The sequence below is a fragment of the Nitratireductor sp. ATLC21 genome, assembly GCF_057196525.1.
The window spans coordinates 148313-165658 of the sequence record NZ_JBXUOU010000003.1 but is presented as its reverse complement, the minus strand read 5'-3'; the positions used below and the strand labels follow the sequence as shown (position 1 = coordinate 165658).

At 59.7% G+C, this 17346-nt stretch carries 21 protein-coding genes; 4 read left to right on the top strand and 17 right to left on the bottom strand.

Features of this window, described 5'->3' with window-relative positions; translation table 11 throughout:
* Positions 1–55: 55 nt before the first annotated feature.
* Positions 56–835, bottom strand: a complete 780-nt coding sequence (locus tag AC2CHD_RS15210) for a GGDEF domain-containing protein (RefSeq protein ID WP_484554371.1) — start codon at positions 833–835, stop codon at positions 56–58.
* 229 nt (positions 836–1064) lie between these two features.
* Between AC2CHD_RS15210 and AC2CHD_RS15205 the strand changes: the two genes are divergently transcribed.
* Positions 1065–1421, top strand: coding sequence for a septal ring lytic transglycosylase RlpA family protein (locus AC2CHD_RS15205; protein ID WP_229449407.1), 357 nt, complete (start codon positions 1065–1067; stop codon positions 1419–1421).
* Between the two features lie 19 nt (positions 1422–1440).
* Here the strand turns inward: AC2CHD_RS15205 and AC2CHD_RS15200 are convergent, their stop codons facing one another.
* Positions 1441–2796, bottom strand: coding sequence for a putative bifunctional diguanylate cyclase/phosphodiesterase (locus AC2CHD_RS15200; protein ID WP_229449406.1), 1356 nt, complete (start codon positions 2794–2796; stop codon positions 1441–1443).
* Positions 2797–3181: 385 nt separating this feature from the next.
* On the opposite strand from AC2CHD_RS15200, the gene gshB reads away from it, so the two are divergent.
* The 3 genes from gshB (at position 3182) to AC2CHD_RS15185 (ending at position 6755) form a co-directional block, all read left to right on the top strand.
* Entirely contained in the window at positions 3182–4129 is a 948-nt protein-coding gene (gene gshB / locus AC2CHD_RS15195; RefSeq protein ID WP_484554370.1) for a glutathione synthase, read from the top strand.
* A gap of 251 nt (positions 4130–4380) precedes the next feature.
* On the top strand, positions 4381–5916 hold the full coding sequence (locus tag AC2CHD_RS15190) for a YifB family Mg chelatase-like AAA ATPase (protein WP_484554369.1): 1536 nt from the start codon (positions 4381–4383) through the stop codon (positions 5914–5916).
* A 215-nt stretch (positions 5917–6131) separates the two neighbouring features.
* The gene (locus tag AC2CHD_RS15185; protein ID WP_484554368.1) at positions 6132–6755 is read left to right on the top strand and encodes a LysE family translocator; all 624 of its coding nucleotides are present in this window, start codon (positions 6132–6134) and stop codon (positions 6753–6755) included.
* A 57-nt stretch (positions 6756–6812) separates the two neighbouring features.
* Here AC2CHD_RS15185 and AC2CHD_RS15180 read toward each other — a convergent pair whose 3' ends face one another.
* The 15 genes from AC2CHD_RS15180 to AC2CHD_RS15110 all read right to left on the bottom strand — a co-directional run bounded on the left by AC2CHD_RS15180 (position 6813) and on the right by AC2CHD_RS15110 (position 17337).
* Complete coding sequence (locus AC2CHD_RS15180) at positions 6813–7256, bottom strand: DUF1801 domain-containing protein (RefSeq protein ID WP_484554367.1); 444 nt, start codon at positions 7254–7256, stop codon at positions 6813–6815.
* Positions 7257–7313: 57 nt separating this feature from the next.
* Entirely contained in the window at positions 7314–7538 is a 225-nt protein-coding gene (locus AC2CHD_RS15175) for a hypothetical protein (protein ID WP_229450072.1), read from the bottom strand.
* Positions 7539–7562: 24 nt separating this feature from the next.
* Entirely contained in the window at positions 7563–7946 is a 384-nt protein-coding gene (locus AC2CHD_RS15170) for a DUF1801 domain-containing protein (protein WP_484554366.1), read from the bottom strand.
* Positions 7947–8003: 57 nt separating this feature from the next.
* Positions 8004–8414, bottom strand: coding sequence for an SRPBCC family protein (locus tag AC2CHD_RS15165; protein ID WP_229449400.1), 411 nt, complete (start codon positions 8412–8414; stop codon positions 8004–8006).
* Entirely contained in the window at positions 8411–8734 is a 324-nt protein-coding gene (locus tag AC2CHD_RS15160) for an ArsR/SmtB family transcription factor (protein WP_484554365.1), read from the bottom strand. The genes AC2CHD_RS15165 and AC2CHD_RS15160 overlap by 4 nt, the downstream gene beginning before the upstream one ends.
* Before the next feature lie 122 nt (positions 8735–8856).
* The gene (locus AC2CHD_RS15155) at positions 8857–9537 is read right to left on the bottom strand and encodes an ankyrin repeat domain-containing protein (protein WP_484554364.1); all 681 of its coding nucleotides are present in this window, start codon (positions 9535–9537) and stop codon (positions 8857–8859) included.
* Between the two features lie 76 nt (positions 9538–9613).
* Complete coding sequence (locus AC2CHD_RS15150) at positions 9614–10228, bottom strand: transglutaminase-like cysteine peptidase (protein WP_229449397.1); 615 nt, start codon at positions 10226–10228, stop codon at positions 9614–9616.
* A gap of 236 nt (positions 10229–10464) precedes the next feature.
* Positions 10465–11778 (bottom strand): polyhydroxyalkanoate depolymerase, encoded by a 1314-nt coding sequence (locus AC2CHD_RS15145; RefSeq protein WP_484554363.1) that lies wholly within the window; start codon positions 11776–11778, stop codon positions 10465–10467.
* Positions 11779–11979: 201 nt separating this feature from the next.
* Positions 11980–12549 carry a GNAT family N-acetyltransferase gene (locus AC2CHD_RS15140; RefSeq protein WP_484554362.1) on the bottom strand — a complete coding sequence of 190 codons (570 nt, stop codon included), beginning with the start codon at positions 12547–12549 and terminating at the stop codon, positions 11980–11982.
* Positions 12539–12829, bottom strand: coding sequence for a DUF1330 domain-containing protein (locus tag AC2CHD_RS15135; protein ID WP_229449395.1), 291 nt, complete (start codon positions 12827–12829; stop codon positions 12539–12541). The genes AC2CHD_RS15140 and AC2CHD_RS15135 overlap by 11 nt, the downstream gene beginning before the upstream one ends.
* 37 nt (positions 12830–12866) lie before the next feature.
* On the bottom strand, positions 12867–13550 hold the full coding sequence (gene pyrF, locus AC2CHD_RS15130; protein WP_229450070.1) for an orotidine-5'-phosphate decarboxylase: 684 nt from the start codon (positions 13548–13550) through the stop codon (positions 12867–12869).
* Positions 13551–13566: 16 nt separating this feature from the next.
* Entirely contained in the window at positions 13567–14157 is a 591-nt protein-coding gene (locus AC2CHD_RS15125; protein WP_484554361.1) for an NADPH-dependent FMN reductase, read from the bottom strand.
* Between the two features lie 65 nt (positions 14158–14222).
* Entirely contained in the window at positions 14223–14840 is a 618-nt protein-coding gene (pmtA, locus tag AC2CHD_RS15120) for a phospholipid N-methyltransferase PmtA (protein WP_484554360.1), read from the bottom strand.
* Positions 14841–14950: 110 nt separating this feature from the next.
* Positions 14951–16075, bottom strand: coding sequence for a molecular chaperone DnaJ (gene dnaJ / locus AC2CHD_RS15115; RefSeq protein ID WP_229449392.1), 1125 nt, complete (start codon positions 16073–16075; stop codon positions 14951–14953).
* Between the two features lie 155 nt (positions 16076–16230).
* Complete coding sequence (locus AC2CHD_RS15110; protein WP_484554359.1) at positions 16231–17337, bottom strand: acyltransferase family protein; 1107 nt, start codon at positions 17335–17337, stop codon at positions 16231–16233.
* Positions 17338–17346: the final 9 nt, after the last annotated feature.

Below are 17346 nucleotides of genomic sequence, written 5' to 3'. Positions count from 1 at the left end.
TCCGGCGCTGCGTGATCGTTTCCGCAGCGCTTTTCATTTGGGTGAGGCTGGGCCTTCACGAAGCCGTGCGCAGCTGTACGGTCACCGTCTCCGGGTCTGGCGCGCACACCTGGTTGCGGCCTCGCCCCTTCGCTGCGTAAAGCTGTTCGTCGGCGATTGCCATCAGCGTGGAAAAGTCCGCACCCGCCTCCACGAATGACACCCCGATGCTGACACTGAGCCGGGCAGTCCCGCCTTGTACCGTCCGGACCTCGATCCGCTCGACACTTCTCCGCAAACGTTCGGCAACTGCTCTGCCGCGGGAAAGGGACGCGCCTTTCAAAAACACGCCGAACTCTTCGCCGCCGATCCGCCCGGCAATGCCTTCCGCGCCAAACAAGCCCTGAATGACAGTCGCGATTGCCGCGAGCGCACGGTCCCCGGTCAGATGTCCGTGCGTGTCGTTGATGCCCTTGAAGTCGTCAGCATCGATGATGAGCAAGACGCCGCCTGCGCCCTGCCGTCCTGCCTGGTTCAGCTCCTCGATGAAGGTGTTCCGATTGAGCAGTCCGGTCATGTCATCGATGCGTGCGGACGCGGCAAGCCTGCGATAGAGGCCTGCGAGTTCGCGGTGGGTAGCCTCGAGTTCCTGATGCGCCAGCGCAATCCTGTGATTCTGGTAGAACGTGAAGGCGCTGGCCGGGAATGCGATCAGCAGCGGGCACAGCGTGCTCATGAAGGCGCCAAACCAATTCATGGAACCGCCGGTCAGGCGGATCGCCACCCAGGAGATCGCCAGTGAGGCGATGATGGAAAGAAGCGTCGCGATCGCAGCTTTGAGCAGAACCGGTTTCATGGTTCGGCGGATATCAGCCGCCCGTTACCCCAACGTTAAGGGCGAGGGTTCCACCGGCTGGGACAACGCCCCTTCATCGCCTCATTTGGCGGGTAAGGCGCTTCCCGGAAACATTGTTTTCCGGTTTTTCATCCGGAATTGGGTGAAATCCATCCTGTGGATCGCCTTAACCATTCCGCGAAACGCTTGAAGGGGCCTTTTGCCCCGCAACGCAATCCAGGACGATTATATGCATAAGCGACTTTCCCGCAGCGTGGTGATCACGCCGGCAGCCGCCCTGCTCTTGGCTGTGGTGACCGTGCCAGCCTTTGCGCAGTGCGGTGGCGCCTCTTGGTACGCCCTCACCTCAAAGACAGCCTCTGGCGAGCGGATGAACCCGGCGGCGATGACCGCGGCGCATCGCACCCTGCCCTTCGGCACGAAACTGCGGGTGACCAATAAGAGAAATGGACGCAGCGTCGTCGTGCGGATCAACGATCGCGGGCCGTTTGTTCGCGGCCGGATCCTTGATCTGTCAAAGGCTGCGGCTGCCAAGCTTGGCTTCATCCGGGCCGGCCATACGAGGGTCTGCCTGCAAAGAAGCTGAACCGGTTGCTCCGGCTTGCTCAGATGATGCGTTTGCGTTGCGCGGGGAACCAACTGTTCTGGCGAAGATAGCCCAGCGTCTCGTCGGCGTTGCAGGGACGGCCGAAGAGAAAGCCCTGCCCGCCTGCGCAGCCGAATTGCACCAGGCGGTCGGCCTGGGCCTCCGCCTCAATGCCTTCTGCCACCACATCCATACCCAGCCCTTCGCACATGGCGAGAATAGCGCGGATGATGTGTTCGGACGGCCGATCTTCCAGAATGGAAGAAACGAAGGCGCGGTCGATCTTCAGCTTGTCGAAGTGAAACTCGCGAAGCCGCCCCAGGCTCGACTGGCCGGTCCCGAAATCATCGAGCGAAACGCGGATCCCGACACGGCGCAGATCTTCCACGATGCGGCGGGCTGAAGCAGGGTCGTTCATCAGGCCGGTTTCAGTGATTTCGATTTCCAGCCGCCGTGGGTCGAAGCCCGTCCGCTCCAGTATGGAGAGGATCTGCAAGCCCGTATTGTGGTCCACGAGCTGTGATGGCGAGAGATTGAAGGACAGAAACAGGTCTTTCGGCCAGTCGCGCGCGGCCTCGGTGGCCTTGCGAAGAACGAGCTGAGAAAGCTGGCCGATAATGCCGCGCTCTTCGGCGATGGGGATGAAAATACCGGGGGAGACGGGTCCCAGATCCCGGTCTGTCCATCGCGCCAGCGTCTCGAAGCCGACAGTGCGGCGCGTTTCAAGATCGACGATCGGCTGGAAGTGCGGCTCCACCTCTCCCGCAGCAACGGCGCGTCGCAATGCCTGTTCGATATGGGTCACCCGCTTGGCGGCTTCTTCCATCTCGCGGGTGTAGACCACCACAGCCCCGCGCCCGGTGCGTTTTGCCTGATAGAGCGCGGTTTCGGCCTTGTTGAGCAGAACCTCGCTTGTTTCCTCTTCGGAATAGTAGAGCGAGCAGCCGGCTGAAGCCGAGAGCCGCGCCGTGCGCTGACCCACGTCATAGGGGGCGGAGAGAATTTCAATCAGCAGCCTTGTTTTCTCGCGGGCCGTTTCTTCGCTGAAGACGAGGGGAAACAGAAACGCGAATTCATCGGCGCCGATCCGCGTCACGGTGGAATTGCCATCCATCGCCGCCCGAAGCCGCATCGCGACCTGTTGCAGGATTTCATCGCCGGCCGCGCGGCCGAAGAGGTCATTGATTGGTTTGAAGCCGTCAAGGTCGAGAACGCCGATGGCGAAGGGTGCGGGATCGTCGGCGCGCTCCTCGATCAGTCGATCAATCTTGTCGAAGAACCGGCGCATGTTTCCAAGGCCCGTCAACGCATCGGTGAAGGCAAAATCGGACTGGTCTGCCGTTATCGTCCGTTCAGGTGCGGGCGCCGGCTGCATCGAAACTCCGTTGCTTTGGCGATTTTTTGATCACATGGGCCGAACCATGGACCTAAATTGTTTAGGAATCGTATCCAATACACCCACAATGCGCACTTGGTTTTGCTCGGTCTGAGAGCGGCGTCGCACATGGGTCGACGCACTGTCTTGACACGCGGGTGTCCGCGCCGTCATCTGCTGACATTGGTGGATGGAGTTTGACGTCGCGGGCTGTTTGCCAGCACCTTGAGATCGGATGTCAAATACATAAATTCCACTCGGGTCCCATCCCAGGAAACATAAAGCTGCCAGTGGCATCGTGTTTCCAATATTTGCTCTAGCGGCCTGGGCGGCCAAAGTGCGAATGTTGAATGCGTGCTGCCTGAGTCCCGCCGGAGTTTATTTCATGCCCCTCAAAATCGCGGTCCAGATGGACCATATTTCCACCGTTTCGATTGCCGGCGACACGAGCTTCGCGCTCGCGCTGGAAGCGCAGGCTAGGGGCCATGTGCTCTGGCACTACACGCCGGACAAGCTTTCCATGGTCGATGGCAAGGTCATCGCCTGGGCGGAAGCGCTGGAAGTGCGCGATATCAAGGGCGATCATTTCACACTGGGCGAGCCGCAGCGGCTCGATCTGTCGGAGATGGACGTGGTTCTTTTGCGTCAGGACCCGCCCTTCGACATGAACTATATCACCACCACCCACATCCTTGACCGGATTCACCCCGAGACATTGGTCGTCAACGATCCTTCCTGGGTGCGCAACAGTCCCGAAAAGATCTTTGTCACCGAGTTCGCGGATCTGATGCCCGAAACGCTCATCACCCGGGATACGCGCGAGGTCGACGATTTCCGCAAGAAGCACGGCGACATCATCGTCAAGCCGCTCTATGGCAATGGTGGTGCCGGCATCTTTCATCTCAAGGAGGGCGACCGAAATCTCGCCTCGCTGTTGGAAATGTTCATGGGAGCGTTTCGCGAACCCTTCATCGTGCAGCGTTATCTGAAAGAGGTAAGAGGGGGCGACAAGCGGATCATCCTTATCGAGGGCGAGCCCGTGGGCGCCATCAACCGGGTTCCCGCCGAGCATGATTCCCGTTCAAACATGCATGTGGGCGGGCGCGCCGAGCATGCGGAGCTGACAGATCGCGAACGTGAGATTTGCGCGCGCATCGGCCCGTCCCTGCGTGAACGCGGCTTCACCCTTGTCGGCATCGACGTGATCGGCGACTGGTTGACGGAAATCAATGTCACGTCACCGACAGGCGTAAGGGAAGTGAAGCGTTTTGGCGGCGCCGATATCGCAGCCTTGTTCTGGGACGCGGTCGAGGCCCGTCGGGCCCGTGGATAATCCCGCAAGACGAATGGTGCGTTCCTCAAACACAACCATTTGCAATCGGAAGACAACCATAGCGATTTCTCGTTCCTGAAATGTTCTTGATCTGGTCGCCGCAAGCTGCTTCAATGTGGTTGTGGGGCGATCGTATTTCTTGTTCTGGCTGTATTCCGGAACTGCGCATGTGATCGCTCAATTCTATTTTGGGCGTCTTGCAGGTGCGTGGCCATTTGCCCTGAGAGCGCTCCAGGGAGTGGGGGAAGCGCATGGTTTCGCATGTCTGCACCGTCGCCTTTCAAGGGGTGGAGGCCGTTCCTGTCGACGTTCAGGTCATGATCGCGCCGGGCAAGATGGGAACGCAGATCGTCGGGCTTGCCGACAAGGCGGTCGCGGAAAGCCGGGAGCGCGTGCAGGCAGCACTGCATGCGTCCGGTCTGTCGATGCCGCCCAAGAAAGTGACGATCAATCTCGCACCCGCTGATTTGCCGAAGGAAGGGAGCCATTATGATCTCCCCATCGCCCTCGGCCTGATGGCGGCGCTTGGCGCTGTCCCGTCGGATGCGCTGTCAGGCTATGTCGTTCTCGGTGAGTTGTCGCTCGACGGCACCATCGCCGCGGTCAATGGTGTGTTGCCGGCGGCCATTGGCGCAAACGCCATGGAGCGCGGCCTGATCTGTCCCCATGCCTGTGGGGCCGAGGCGGCCTGGGCCGGTGCAGACATTGATATTCTCGCGCCGCGCAGCCTGATCGCGCTCGCTAATCATTTCCGTGGCACCCAGGTGATGAATCGGCCCGAACCTGCGCTCTATCCTCCGCCGGCTTCGGTGCCTGACCTTGCTGATATCCGTGGGCAGGAAGCGGCCAAGCGGACACTCGAAGTGGCGGCTGCCGGAGGGCACAACCTCCTGATGATCGGGCCGCCCGGAGCGGGCAAATCCATGCTGGCGCAGCGCTTGCCGTCCATTCTCCCTCCGCTGTCGCCGCGCGAGCTCCTGGAGGTGTCGATGATCGCTTCCATCGCGGGGGAACTGGCGGATGGGAAGTTGTCGGACCGGCGCCCCTTCCGCGCGCCTCATCATTCAGCCTCCATGGCTGCCATCGTGGGCGGTGGGCTGAAGGCAAGACCCGGAGAAGCATCGCTGTCTCATCACGGCGTTCTGTTTCTCGATGAATTGCCGGAATTCTCGCCCCAGGTGCTGGATTCTCTGCGCCAACCCCTGGAGACAGCGGAATGCGTGATTGCTCGTGCAAACCATCGTGTTAGCTATCCGGCCCGCATCCAGCTTGTCGCCGCCATGAATCCGTGTCGATGCGGTATGGCAGGCGAGCCCGGTCATCGCTGCCGGCGTGGGCCGCGCTGCGTCTCGGATTATCAAGCGCGCATTTCGGGCCCGCTGCTCGATCGTATTGATCTGCGCATCGAGGTGCCCGCCGTATCAGCCGGCGATCTGATCGGCGGAGCAGAGCGGGCCGAAACGAGCGCCGTTGTCGCAGAGCGGGTGGGTTTCGCCCGGCAGAAACAGCAAGCCCGCTATGTCGCGCTCGGCCTTCCCGCGTGGACGACCAATGCATCCTGCTCCGCAGCTCTCATGGAAGATGTCGTTGCGTTGGATGCCGATTGCACCAGCTTGATCCGTGATGCGAGTGAAAAGCTCGGCTTCTCTGCCCGTGCTTATCACCGGGTGCTCAAGGTCGCCCGCACTCTCGCCGATCTTGATGGTGCCGAAGATGTTGCGCGACCGCACATTGCCGAAGCGATCTCCTATCGCATGACGGGGCAGGCAAGGGAGCATGCAGCTTGAACCGGAGCCTGACATTGCGCCCACGCAAGGGACGTGCACGGGGCAGGATTGCGCGAGTTCCAAAACGCTCGCATAGTCGATTTCATCGCTGGATGGCGTCGGGACGCGCACAACCGGATGATGGCATCTTTGTCACGCTCGGTGGTCGGAAGGCAAACAGGTGAGGCGTCTTTCGCATTTGCTGTAAGGCGCACAACGTTGTTGGGAGCGAAAACATGGTCGAAACCGGAACCCTGCTGACTTACGCTTTGGTTGTACTGGGGTTGTTTCTGATCCCCGGACCAGCGGTCCTGATGACACTGGCCCGCGCCGCCGTCGGTGGCCGTCGTATCGGCATCGCCACCGGGCTCGGTATTGCAGCAGGTGACCTGGTGCACACACTCATGGCAACGGTTGGTTTGTCGGCTATTCTCATGACCTCTGCACTGGCTTTTGCCGTTGTGAAATATGCTGGTGTCGCGTACCTGATTTATCTCGGCATCAGCGCCTTTCTCGAAAAAACAGACCGCTTCGATCTGCCAGCCGTGCGGCCTCTGACCGCCCCACTGGCCTTTCGGCAGGCGCTCTACGCTGAGGTGCTAAACCCGAAGACGGCCCTGTTTTTCCTCGCTTTTCTGCCCCAGTTTGTTCAGCCAACGGGATCGGCCGTCGTCCAGCTTGCAACACTCGGATCCGTGTTCGTCCTGATGAGTGCGGCTTACACTTCACTCATCGCGATTGCCGCTGGTTGGGTTGGTTCATGGCTGCAACGCAATCCAGCGATCGCCCGTTGGCAGGGGCGTGTCGTAGGCACAATCTATCTGGCGCTCGGCGCGCGGCTTGCTTTTCAGGAACGTTGAACTTCTCGTATAAAATAAGCCGGCTACTGAACTTGTAGAGACCAGGATGATAGCAATCTAGGGCTTCCAGCCGGGCAGGGCGGATGCCTGCCCTATCCATGATGAGAATTGCGCCTCGTCGAGCGCTTCATCCTCGTGAAGGTGAAGATAGCGTGAGTTGGCGTCCTTGGATGCCACGGGCGGGAGGGGCTTGAGTGAAGCGCCTTGAAAGAAGGCGATTTTGACGTATCGCGTAAAACAGTGAAGGCCGAGGAACCAGCCTTGGCCCTCGATCCCGTAGAGTGGTGAATTCCACTTTACCGCCTTGCGCACTTCGGGAAGCTCGCGAACGATCAAGCTGTCGATCACACGGCCCGCCTCACGTTTCCAGCCCGGCATCGCCGCAATATAGGCCTGGACGGGGCCGTCCCCGTCACCCTTGGGGATTTGCGGGTTTCCGCCGCTGAGAAGGCGTGGCACCTCTTCGCGCCCGGCGGTCTTGTCTGAAGCGCTTTTTACCATTTGCTTGGTTCCTGCTTGAGACTCAGATGGCGCAGTTATGGCTGCAGACAGGCGAAGCTAGACGCTGGCTCGACCTTTGGCGCGGTGCTTGGCTGTGTAGGGCAAGACAAACAGATAAAGCCCGGTGATCAAAAGAAGAAGGAGCGGACCGCCCGCCAGAAAGTAAACCCAAGCCGCTGGTTCCGCCCCGCGCATGGCGACGACTGTGTTGATGATCACGCCAACCGTGAATGCAATCGAGATCCAGCGATGTATCTGCCGAAGCCGGAGATTCCATGTGATTTGCCATCTCATTCGCAGATCCTCCTATTTGCGCTTTGATGCGTTGAGACGGGCTGCGCTTTGAATGAGTGCCGTCAGCGCGCTTTCGTCGATGGTGTCTCCTTCATGAAAATCGATGGCACGTCGTGTGTTGCCTTCAAGGCTGGCGTTGAAGAGACCGGAAGGATCTTCAAGCGAAGCGCCCTTGGCAAAAGTCATCTTCACGGCCTTCTTGTAGGTCTCGCCGGTGCAGATCATCCCGTCGTGATACCAGACCGGCACGCCGCGCCATTTCCACTCCTCCACCACATCGGGAAGCGCTTGTTTGATCAGGCCTCGAAGCCGTGACAACATTTCACCGCGCCAGTCGCCCAGCGCTTGAATCTTCTCATCGATCAGCTCAGGCGGTGATTTTCCGGTGTCGGCCACGCTCGTGTGTCCTCCTCACGCTTTCCGGATTGCGTTTCTTGAGCTCATATCGGGCCGTCAGCCGAGCTGATCGACCACTCGTTCGAGCGCTGCAATGAAGCGCGGCCACGCAGCCGTGGCGCCCTGGAAGTAGGGCTTCTGACCGGGTTGAAACCCTTCCTGCTCCATGCGCAGCAGGGTGCCGGTTTCGGTTGGGGTAAGTGTCCATCTCACGACACTGCGCAGGTCTTTCGTGTTCCAGGCATAGGTGAGAGCGCGATGCGGCTCTATCGTTTGCACCTCGCAGTCTACCTTGCCCCAGCTGGCGGTTAGGCTGAACCGGTGCCCCTCCCGCGCCTCAAAATTGTTCTTCATCAGCCATTCCGCAATCAGGTGTGGCTGCGTCAGCGCGCGCCAGATTTTCTCGGGCGGATGCGGAACCTCGCGCTCCACCACCACGCAGCGTGTTTCGGTCGCGGAAGTTGTCATTGATCCATCCTGTTGAGCAGGTCTTCCAGATCGTCGAACCGGCTTTGCCAGAAACCGCTCATCTGCTTCGTCCAGTCGACGAGCGGGGCCAGCGCCTCAATGCGGGCGCTGTAGCGGGTCTGCCGGCCTTCCTGCCGGTCATGCACAAGTCCCGCACGCTTGAGCACGCCAAGATGCTTGGAAACCGCTGGCTGCGAGACGCCGGCCCCGGCCGTCAGCACCCCGACCGTCAGGTCGCCATCGCGGCAGAGACGCTCGAATATGGCACGGCGTGTCGGGTCGGCCAGTGTGCGAAAGAGGATGTCGGGGGCTTGTTGCATTTCAACTCATAACTGGGTGGCTATAAGTCAAATTCATAGCCATCCAGTTATGGGTTGTCAAGAATGACAGGGAAGGGTGCGACCGTCAGGTTTTGCTGGGCCCGGATTATGTGTGCGCGGGTCTAGCGCGCGCCAGCGGCTTCGAGTATCGCAACGATCTCCGCATAGCCGCTGCGCTTTGCATGCTGCAGTGCGGTTACGCCCGTGCGGTCGGGGATGTCGGTGTCTGCGCCGGCATCGACCAGCAGTTGGGCCACAGCGACATGATCCGGTCCCCCGTCGCCGAGGATCACGGTTTCGAGCAACGCCGTCCACCCCAGCTTGTTTACGTGATCCAGATCCACACCCGCTGCGATCAGCGTTCGCACGGTCTCCACATGGCCACGCTCGGCAGCGGGGATCAGTGCAGTGCCACCGAACCGGTTGGTGCTTTCCAGGTTGGCTCCGTTTTCGAGAGTCAGACGAAGAATTTCCAGATAGCCTCGTGCGCCCGCCAGAAGATAAGGACTGTCTTGAATGCTGTCGCGGGCATTGACGTCTGCTCCTGCTTCGATGAGCAGGCGGGCCGCATCTGTCTGGTTGGCCTGGACGGCCGCCATCAGCGCGGTTCTTTGCTGGGCGTCGCGCTCCTCCAGGGGTGCTCCGGCGTGAAGCGCGCGTTGCAGCGCCGGCAGATCGCCGCTTTCGGCAGCCGCGACGAGAGGTGTTTGCGCGAAAGCGCCGTTGTGAGGGGCAGCCGCCATCAGAAGCGCCACCAGGAAGCACCACATCCGACTGCCAGACAAAGGCAAGAATCCATACATCCAGAACTTCCTCCTGCGAAAGTCTGGGAACTATAGGCCATCAACTGTGACAAAGATGGGAGCAGCGTTAATCCGCTTATTCGCTGACCGCACCGACAACCGGGTTGTTGCCTTCGCGCAGGCTCACCCAGCGGCCCGTGTGATTGCTGGCTTGCCGCTTCAGGTAGCGGTAATTGGTGGCATTCCACAACTTCACGCTGTCATTCAAATTGTCGAGCACAAAATCGCCCCGGTCCGTGCGAACGGTGAGAACAGCATGGCCCTCGCCATTGGGTTTGCGGACAACCGTGATCAACAGATTTGTGAGCGATAACCCCGCGCGCTTCAACTCACGGCGCTTCTCGAGCACATAGTCCTCGCAGTCGCCCACCCCGGTTGAGGGATAGGTCCAGACCTCTTCCGCGCCGTAAATGTCGATGTCGTTCATCGGCTGAACCGTCCGGTTCACCGCTTCGTTGACGGCGCTGATGGTTTTCCAGAGCGTTTTCGTCATGTGCTCCGGCCCCCGATCACGCAGGCGAATGGAGCATTCAACAGGATTGGCTTTGCAGAATTCGTAGTGGCCGATCGGCTGGGACGTGAAGCCGCCGGTTTCCATTGTGTTCATTGCTCCGGCCGGTGCCGTCATGGCGCCCGCCAGAATCAGGCCCGCAAAAAACCCGTTGCGGATTACCCCCCGCAAAGCAGCCATCATGCCGCTCCCCGCTTGTTTCTATCGTTAACGAAACGTTAAGAAACGTGAGGGCCTGATGTCAATCGGCGGGCGGGCAATCTTCCCAGCTATGGTTACCAGCGCCGGCTAGCAGCGCCAGTTTCTTCCGCTCTGTTGCTGAAATGCACGATGGATCGAACGGGTCGACGCTGCTGTTGTGCAAAGGGCTTCGACGCGACAGGAAATTCCGGAAAACGCACCCGTTTTCCAGAATTTCAGGGCTGTTTCGCTCGAATTTGTCGTTTCTGAACCTTTTTCCGGGAAACGCCGGTGGGCGCTTTCGCCGTGGTTTTCAGCCCGCCGGCAGGATTGCTGCGCATGAAGTCAAGAATGCGCGGCGCAATTTCCGAGCGGAAGCGCGAACCGTTGAAAACGCCATAATGGCCAACCGCCGGCTGCATATAGTGATGGCGCATGTCTTCGGGGATGTTGACGCATAGATCATGCGCGGCCTTCGTCTGCCCAACGCCGGATATATCGTCGTTCTCGCCTTCCACGGTGAGAAGAGCCACGCGGCGGATTGCGGCGGGATCCACCAATTCACCGCGATGCCGCATTTGTCCGCGTGGCAGGTCGTGGCGAATGAAAACGGTTTCGACCGTCTGCAGGTAAAACTCGGCCGTCAGGTCCATGACGGCAAGATACTCGTCATAGAAGTCGCGGTGCTTTTCGGCGGAGTCACCGTCGTTTTTCACCAGGTGCATGAAGAAGTCCTTGTGCGCCGTGATGTGGCGATCGAGGTTCATGCTCATGAAGCCGGAAAGCTGCAGAAAGCCTGGGTAAACATGTCGCATGAAGCCGGGATTGGGCCACGGCACCGGCATGATCACATTGTCGCGAAACCAGGAAATGTCTTTCTGCTCGGCCAGTTCATTGACAGCCGTAGGGTTCTTGCGCGTGTCAATCGGCCCTCCCATCAGCGTCATGCTGGCCGGCACGTTCTTCTCCCCGCGCGCTTCCATCAGAGCGATGGCTGCAAGCACGGGAACAGAAGGCTGGCAGACCGCCATCACATGCGTGTCTGGGCCCAGATGGTCGAAAATATCGATCAGGTAATCGATGTAGTCATCGAGATCGAACGGCCCGTCGGAAACCGGCACCATGCGCGCGTCCGCCCAGTCCGTGATGTAGACATCCGCATAGGGAAGCATCGTTTCCACCGTGCCGCGGAGCAGCGTGGCATAGTGGCCCGACATCGGCGCGACCATCAATATTTTCGGGCCCGGATGTGCGCCCTTGGGGAGGTCGCGCTTGAACCGTATGACATCGCAGAAAGGCTGCGACCACACGGTCTGCTCGCGCACACTCACCTTCACGCCGTTGACGTTTGTTTCCTTCAGGCCGAACTCGGGCTTCGTGTAGCGGCGTGTGCTGCGCTCGAAGACTTCGGCTGCGGCAGCGACAGTTCGTCCGAAATAGGTCTTGGCAACCGGGTTCAAAGGATTGCTGTAAAAGAGCCGAACCGCATCGGCGTAGGCCCGTGCTGGCTGGAGCGCGGCGTGGTTGAATTCATAGAGCTGATAATACATTGCTAGGTTTCCTGAGAGGACCTTCGCTATGGCCAGACTGCCGTGAAAAAGGAGAAGGGAACGCAGCGGCCTTGCTTGTTTGCTTTCCGATCAGAGTAAACAACTTTTGCTGCGTTGCAATAGAAGGGCTTGTTCCCGGCCACTGGTCAATCAGAGGCCGCTCTAATTCGTTGAATTAAAAAAGGTAATCCGATCTCCTGGTCATAAGGTCTTGCTGCGGCGCACCATCAAAAGGCGGTCGTCTGCCGCAACTCCTGGGGGAGTTTCTGCAATGAAGCGCTCTTTCAATGCTTCGTTCGCGGTAGTGAAAGGCTCTTCAACAAACCCGTGGCGCTTGTAGAACGGTGCATTGAAGGGCACCGATCGAAAGGTGCTGAGCGACACGCCGTCCAGCTTGAGAGCAACGCTTTCGGCGATCACCGCATCAAGCAATGCGCTCCCCAACCCCCGCCGTCCGTGCTCTGGCGCCACGGAAAGCTCTTTCAGATGGAGAAACGACCCGATCTGGCCGCACATGGCGAACCCTATTGCACCATCGTCCTCATGCGCCGCAACGAATGTCCTGTTCTCCGACGCGATAGCGTTGAAGGCATCTTCCGGGAGAGCCGGAATGGCGCCAAGGCTTGCATAACCATACGCGACAAAAAGTTCAGCCGCCCGCGCCTCCACCTTTGGAAGAAGCGCGGCATCGGCCCTGCGATAGGGCCGAATTGCATATTTTCCGGGCAGATCGAGCGTGGTTCTATCTCCTCTGCGCAGCCTACTCTGCACCTTCAACGAGGATCATGTCCGCGTCCGCTACGGTCGTGCGGATCGCCTTTGCTGCCTGATATTCGGGCGAGTTGTAGCAATCGCGCGCTGCCTGCAGTGAGGGAAATTCGATCACGACATTGCGCCCGCGCCCCGTGCCTTCCAGCCCTTCCCATGCGCCGCCACGCGCCAGGAAGCGGGCACCGAACTTCTCGAAGGCCGGTTTGGCCGTGGCCACATAGTCCTTGTAGCGCTCCGGGTCGCGTACATCGACATGGGCAATCCAGTATCCTTTGGGCATGGTTTCCTCCTCCGTGGTCGGCGTCCGGCCCACTCTGTCAGGCTGCGGCCATCTCGTCGAGAATGGACTGAGCGGCAGCCTTCGGATCCGGGGATGCCACGATCGGGCGGGCCACCACCAGATGGGAACCTCCCGCGCGGATCGCATCGCCGGGCGTCATCACGCGCTTCTGATCGCCATGATCGCTGCCTGCCGGGCGGATGCCGGGCGTCACCAGCGCCATGCCGGGCCCTGCCACATCGCGCATTTCGTTCACCTCGGTGGGTGCACAGACGATCCCGCCCATGCCCGCGTCACGCGCCTGCGCGACGCGCTTCTTTACCAGCTCACGCGCCGTTAGCGCATAGCCGGCCTCTTTGAGGTCTGCATCGTCCATGGATGTGAGGACCGTCACACCGAGCAGGGTCAGACCTGAACCCTCGGCCGCCTGGACCGCCGCGCGCATTGCTTTCGGATAGGCGTGGATCGTCAGCATCGTCATGCCCATTCGGGCGATGTTCTCGACGCCCTTGGCGACTGTGTTGTCGATGTCGAGCAGTTTCATGTCGAGGAAGATTTTCTTGCCCGAGCCTGCCAGCTCCCGCGCAAAGCTCAATCCACCGGCAAAGGCGAGCTGATGGCCAATCTTGTAGAAGGAGACGGTATCGCCTAGCGCGGCGACCACTTTGTCGGCTTCGGTCAGGGTTGGCACATCCAGGCCAACAATCAGACGGTCTCGCATTGCTTCGCTCATAAGGTCAGGCTCCCACTCTCGTCGATGTCAATCTCGCGCGTTCGATCAGGTTGCTGCACACGGCTTCCATCATTCCGCGCGTGCGGTCATCCTTGAAGTTGCCATTCTCGTCGAAGGCATCCTGTGCCCGGGCGACCGAGCATTGTTGGGTGATGATGTCAGCCTTGCAGTTCATCAGCACTGCGCGCAGGTGATAGAGCCCGCGAATGCCGGCGAAATTTCCATCCGAAGAAGAGCAGAGCCCGACCGGCTTTCCAGTCCAGGGGCGCAACGGTTTTCCACCGTCCTTCGAGATTCGGCTTATCCAGTCGACTGTATTCTTGAGCAGAGGAGGGATAGAGGCGTTGTATTCCGGGCTGGCGATCAGCACACCATCATGGGCGGCGATCAAGCGGCCGAGCCTGTAGGCATTCTCAGGAATGCCTTTTTCCTTCTCCAGATCCTGGTCCATGATGGGAAGCGGATAATCCGCCAGCGAGATACGTGTCACCTCGGCGCCCTGCTGCGCCAGTTCCTTCATGGCAGCGTCGGCAGTTTTGCCGCTAAAGGCGCCGGTTCGGATTGAGCCCGCGAACACCAGAATCGTTGGGGTCATTGGTCACAGCTCCCTTTTGAGAGAGCCGTATAACCAATGTCATCGAGGATTGATAGGTGTTGACCTTAATGCCTGCCGCGGCGGTACACCCACAGCTGTGTCGGTGGAATATTGCGCAGCACGAAATCGAAATGCTCGACCGTATAGTTGCCCTGCCCGGGCGGGATCGGCGATTTCGGACCATAGGTGAGCTGGATCACGGGACGCCCTTCAGGAATGCGGTCCAAAAGGCTATCGAGATAGGCGATGCGCGCTTCAACAGGGAAATTGAGCAGCGGCACGCCGGAAATGACACTGTCGAAGATGCGCGGCGCCTCGTCGCCCAGAGCCTCCGTCAAGGTCTGATCGAGGTTGAAGGCATCGCCCTGAATGACGTGCACTCCGGGATAGGCTTCGCGCAAATGCTTGACGAAATCCGGAGAGTATTCGACTGCGTAGAGTTGGTCGGGTTTTACCCCATGGGCCAGGATGGCCTTGGTGATGACGCCCGTACCGGGCCCCACCTCGAGAACCGGGAGACCGGAATCGGTGTTGATGACAGATGCCATACGTCGGGCTGTCACGCCGCTGGTTGGAATGATGGAGCCGACGGCCTTGGGCTGGTCGATCCAGCCACGAAAAAAACGCAGCTCTTCTCCAAAGCGATCCGCGATGGCCTTGCGCATATCCAAGCCCTTGCTCATCTTTCCGGCGTCCTCCTTCATGTTCCCGATCTCCGTGCAGCCTCCGCTATGCGTGACCGCACAGGAGTAACCGGGCAACCGACCCGGTGGTTCCTCTTAGCACGCTTTGGCTACTCACCGAAGGATTCGAAAAAGTCTTTCATCCGCGAAAAGAAACCGGCCGATTGAGGGCTGTTTTCCTTGGAAGATATATTCTCGAACTCCTCCAGAAGCTCCCGCTGCTTCTTGGTCAGGTTTTGCGGCGTTTCTACGGCCACCTGAATGTAAAGATCGCCAACCTTGGGCTGGCGCAGAATAGGCATGCCTTTCCCGCTGAGGCGGAACTGTCGCCCATTCTGCGTACCTTCAGGCACTTTGACGCGGGTTTGTGTCCCATCGAGCGTGGTGACCTCGAACGCGCCGCCAAGCGCAGCCGTGGTCATTGAAATTGGTACCTTGCAGTAGAGGTCGGCACCGTCGCGCTGGAAGAACTCGTGCGGTTTGACGGAAAGGAAAATGTAGAGGTCGCCAGCTGGCCCACCACGCAGCCCGGCTTCGCCTTCACCTGCGAGGCGGATGCGCGTGCCGTCCTCAATGCCCGCGGGAATGTTGACGGAGAGAGACCGTTCTTCGGCCACGCGTCCCTGGCCGGAACATTTGGGGCAGGGGTCTGAAATCGTTTCGCCGCGCCCCTGACAGGTCGGACAAGTGCGTTCAATGGAAAAGAATCCCTGGGCGGCGCGCACACGGCCGGAACCATGGCACATCTGACACTGCGTCGGCGAAGTGCCGGGCTTGGCACCACTACCGGCACAATCATCGCAGGCCACAGCCGTCGGCACTCGGATTTGCCCGGTTTTGCCGGTAAAGGCTTCCTCAAGCGTGATTTCCATATTGAAGCGCAAATCCGCGCCGTGTTGGCGGCCACCGCGGCGGCGGCCACCACCACCCATCATGTCGCCGAAGATGTCTTCGAAAATATCGGCGAATCCGCCACCACCGCCAAACCCGCCCCGCGCGCCCATGCCACCATTCTCGAAAGCGGCGTGGCCGAACTGGTCGTAGGCCGCCCGTTTCTGAGGATCGCGCAGCGTCTCGTAGGCTTCGTTGACTTCCTTGAACTTCTGTTCGGCCTCTTCGTCGCCCGGATTGCGGTCAGGATGATACCGCATGGCGAGCTTGCGAAAAGCGCTCTTGAGTTCCTTCTCGTCGGCGTTTCTCGACACGCTGAGCGTCTCGTAAAAATCTGCCTTCATGAATGAGAGTCCCGCATAGTCTGTTTGGAGCGAACACTGTTCCCCCGATCAGTGTCCGTTATTTAGGTATTTGCGACAGCGAATGCCATAGTTTTCATGAGATTGCCAGCCATGGGAACGAGACAGAGGTTCCATTTGGCTGCATGGAGCCGTTTTCAGTTTGTCTCGGCTGCGGGCCTGGCCGGGGCGGGGCCGGTCCGTGCAAGGCCGGCGGCGCGCAAGAGGTATCCGGACAGCGTGTTTTCGAAGAAGCGGAAAGACGCCATGGCCACGATCACCGTCACCAGCATCACAAAGCCCGTATAGCCAAAGAAAAGCGCAATGGAATGCGACTGAATGTGATGGCTCCAAAGATAGGAATAAAAGAGGCTCTCGGTAACCGGGTGCCAGAGATAAACACCGAACGAGACCGCAGCCGCCGGGCGCAGGAAGGCCGGATAGCTGTACCGTTCAGGATCGTTGCGTTCCACAAGACCTGCCAGGAAGACCGCGACCGCCAGCAGAAGCAGCGTCACATAGATGTTCAGCTGCAGCACCATGGAGGCGCAGGCAAGCAGGATGGCTGCCCAGGCGGGCCATCGCGCTGAAGCCGTCAGGGCAGAGCGGCGCACGAGAACCGCGAGCAGGGCGCCCAGAACAAAATCGGCGAAGGTGCGGTACGCTCCCCAGGTATCGGCCATGACCCAGCTTTCGAACGGCATCACGCCGGTGTGCACCATCAGCTCAAGCACCGCATAGCAGGCAACAAGCAGGACGAAGAGGCCGGCAAGCCCTGAGCGGCGATAGGCAAAAAGGATCACGGGCAGCAGAAGATAGGCAAACCACTCGGCAGAAAGCGACCAGGACACAAAATTGAAAGTCAGCCTGTCTTCAACACCCCAGGCCTGGATGAGCAGGAGGTTCGAAGGTAGTGCGCTCCAGTCGTAGAGCTGCGGTTCTCCACCGGTGCGCAAGACGCCCACGGAGACAAGAAGCCCGATCATTACGAAATAGGCAAGCGTGGCCAGATGAAGCGGGTAAAGGCGGATCAGCCGCTTGTAGAGATAGATGCCGTAACTCTTCGCATCCCTGACCTGGTCTCCATACCGCGCAAAGATCAGGAAGCCCGATATGATGAAGAACATGTCGAGCAACGGCCTGAGGGGCGCCAGTTCGTTTTTCACTGCAAGCCCGTCACCGGGCGCGAAATGCCCGAAGTGGTACAGCATGATAAGCAGCGCAGCGACGAAGCGCCAGATCTCGAACAGCCGGTACCGGATCATCAGCCTCCC

Coding starts and splice junctions, on each gene's coding strand:
- AC2CHD_RS15155 (WP_484554364.1), bottom strand. CDS start 9,537: ATGTATGGATTCTTGCCTTTGTCTGGCAGTCGGATGTGGTGCTTCCTG.
- AC2CHD_RS15165 (WP_229449400.1), bottom strand. CDS start 8,414: ATGACAACTTCCGCGACCGAAACACGCTGCGTGGTGGTGGAGCGCGAG.
- AC2CHD_RS15190 (WP_484554369.1), top strand. CDS start 4,381: ATGGTTTCGCATGTCTGCACCGTCGCCTTTCAAGGGGTGGAGGCCGTT.
- dnaJ (WP_229449392.1), bottom strand. CDS start 16,075: ATGAAGGCAGATTTTTACGAGACGCTCAGCGTGTCGAGAAACGCCGAC.
- gshB (WP_484554370.1), top strand. CDS start 3,182: ATGCCCCTCAAAATCGCGGTCCAGATGGACCATATTTCCACCGTTTCG.
- AC2CHD_RS15205 (WP_229449407.1), top strand. CDS start 1,065: ATGCATAAGCGACTTTCCCGCAGCGTGGTGATCACGCCGGCAGCCGCC.
- AC2CHD_RS15185 (WP_484554368.1), top strand. CDS start 6,132: ATGGTCGAAACCGGAACCCTGCTGACTTACGCTTTGGTTGTACTGGGG.
- AC2CHD_RS15210 (WP_484554371.1), bottom strand. CDS start 835: ATGAAACCGGTTCTGCTCAAAGCTGCGATCGCGACGCTTCTTTCCATC.
- pyrF (WP_229450070.1), bottom strand. CDS start 13,550: ATGCGAGACCGTCTGATTGTTGGCCTGGATGTGCCAACCCTGACCGAA.
- AC2CHD_RS15160 (WP_484554365.1), bottom strand. CDS start 8,734: ATGCAACAAGCCCCCGACATCCTCTTTCGCACACTGGCCGACCCGACA.
- AC2CHD_RS15200 (WP_229449406.1), bottom strand. CDS start 2,796: ATGCAGCCGGCGCCCGCACCTGAACGGACGATAACGGCAGACCAGTCC.
- AC2CHD_RS15145 (WP_484554363.1), bottom strand. CDS start 11,778: ATGTATTATCAGCTCTATGAATTCAACCACGCCGCGCTCCAGCCAGCA.
- AC2CHD_RS15110 (WP_484554359.1), bottom strand. CDS start 17,337: ATGATCCGGTACCGGCTGTTCGAGATCTGGCGCTTCGTCGCTGCGCTG.
- pmtA (WP_484554360.1), bottom strand. CDS start 14,840: ATGAGCAAGGGCTTGGATATGCGCAAGGCCATCGCGGATCGCTTTGGA.
- AC2CHD_RS15150 (WP_229449397.1), bottom strand. CDS start 10,228: ATGGCTGCTTTGCGGGGGGTAATCCGCAACGGGTTTTTTGCGGGCCTG.
- AC2CHD_RS15135 (WP_229449395.1), bottom strand. CDS start 12,829: ATGCCCAAAGGATACTGGATTGCCCATGTCGATGTACGCGACCCGGAG.
- AC2CHD_RS15125 (WP_484554361.1), bottom strand. CDS start 14,157: ATGACCCCAACGATTCTGGTGTTCGCGGGCTCAATCCGAACCGGCGCC.
- AC2CHD_RS15180 (WP_484554367.1), bottom strand. CDS start 7,256: ATGGTAAAAAGCGCTTCAGACAAGACCGCCGGGCGCGAAGAGGTGCCA.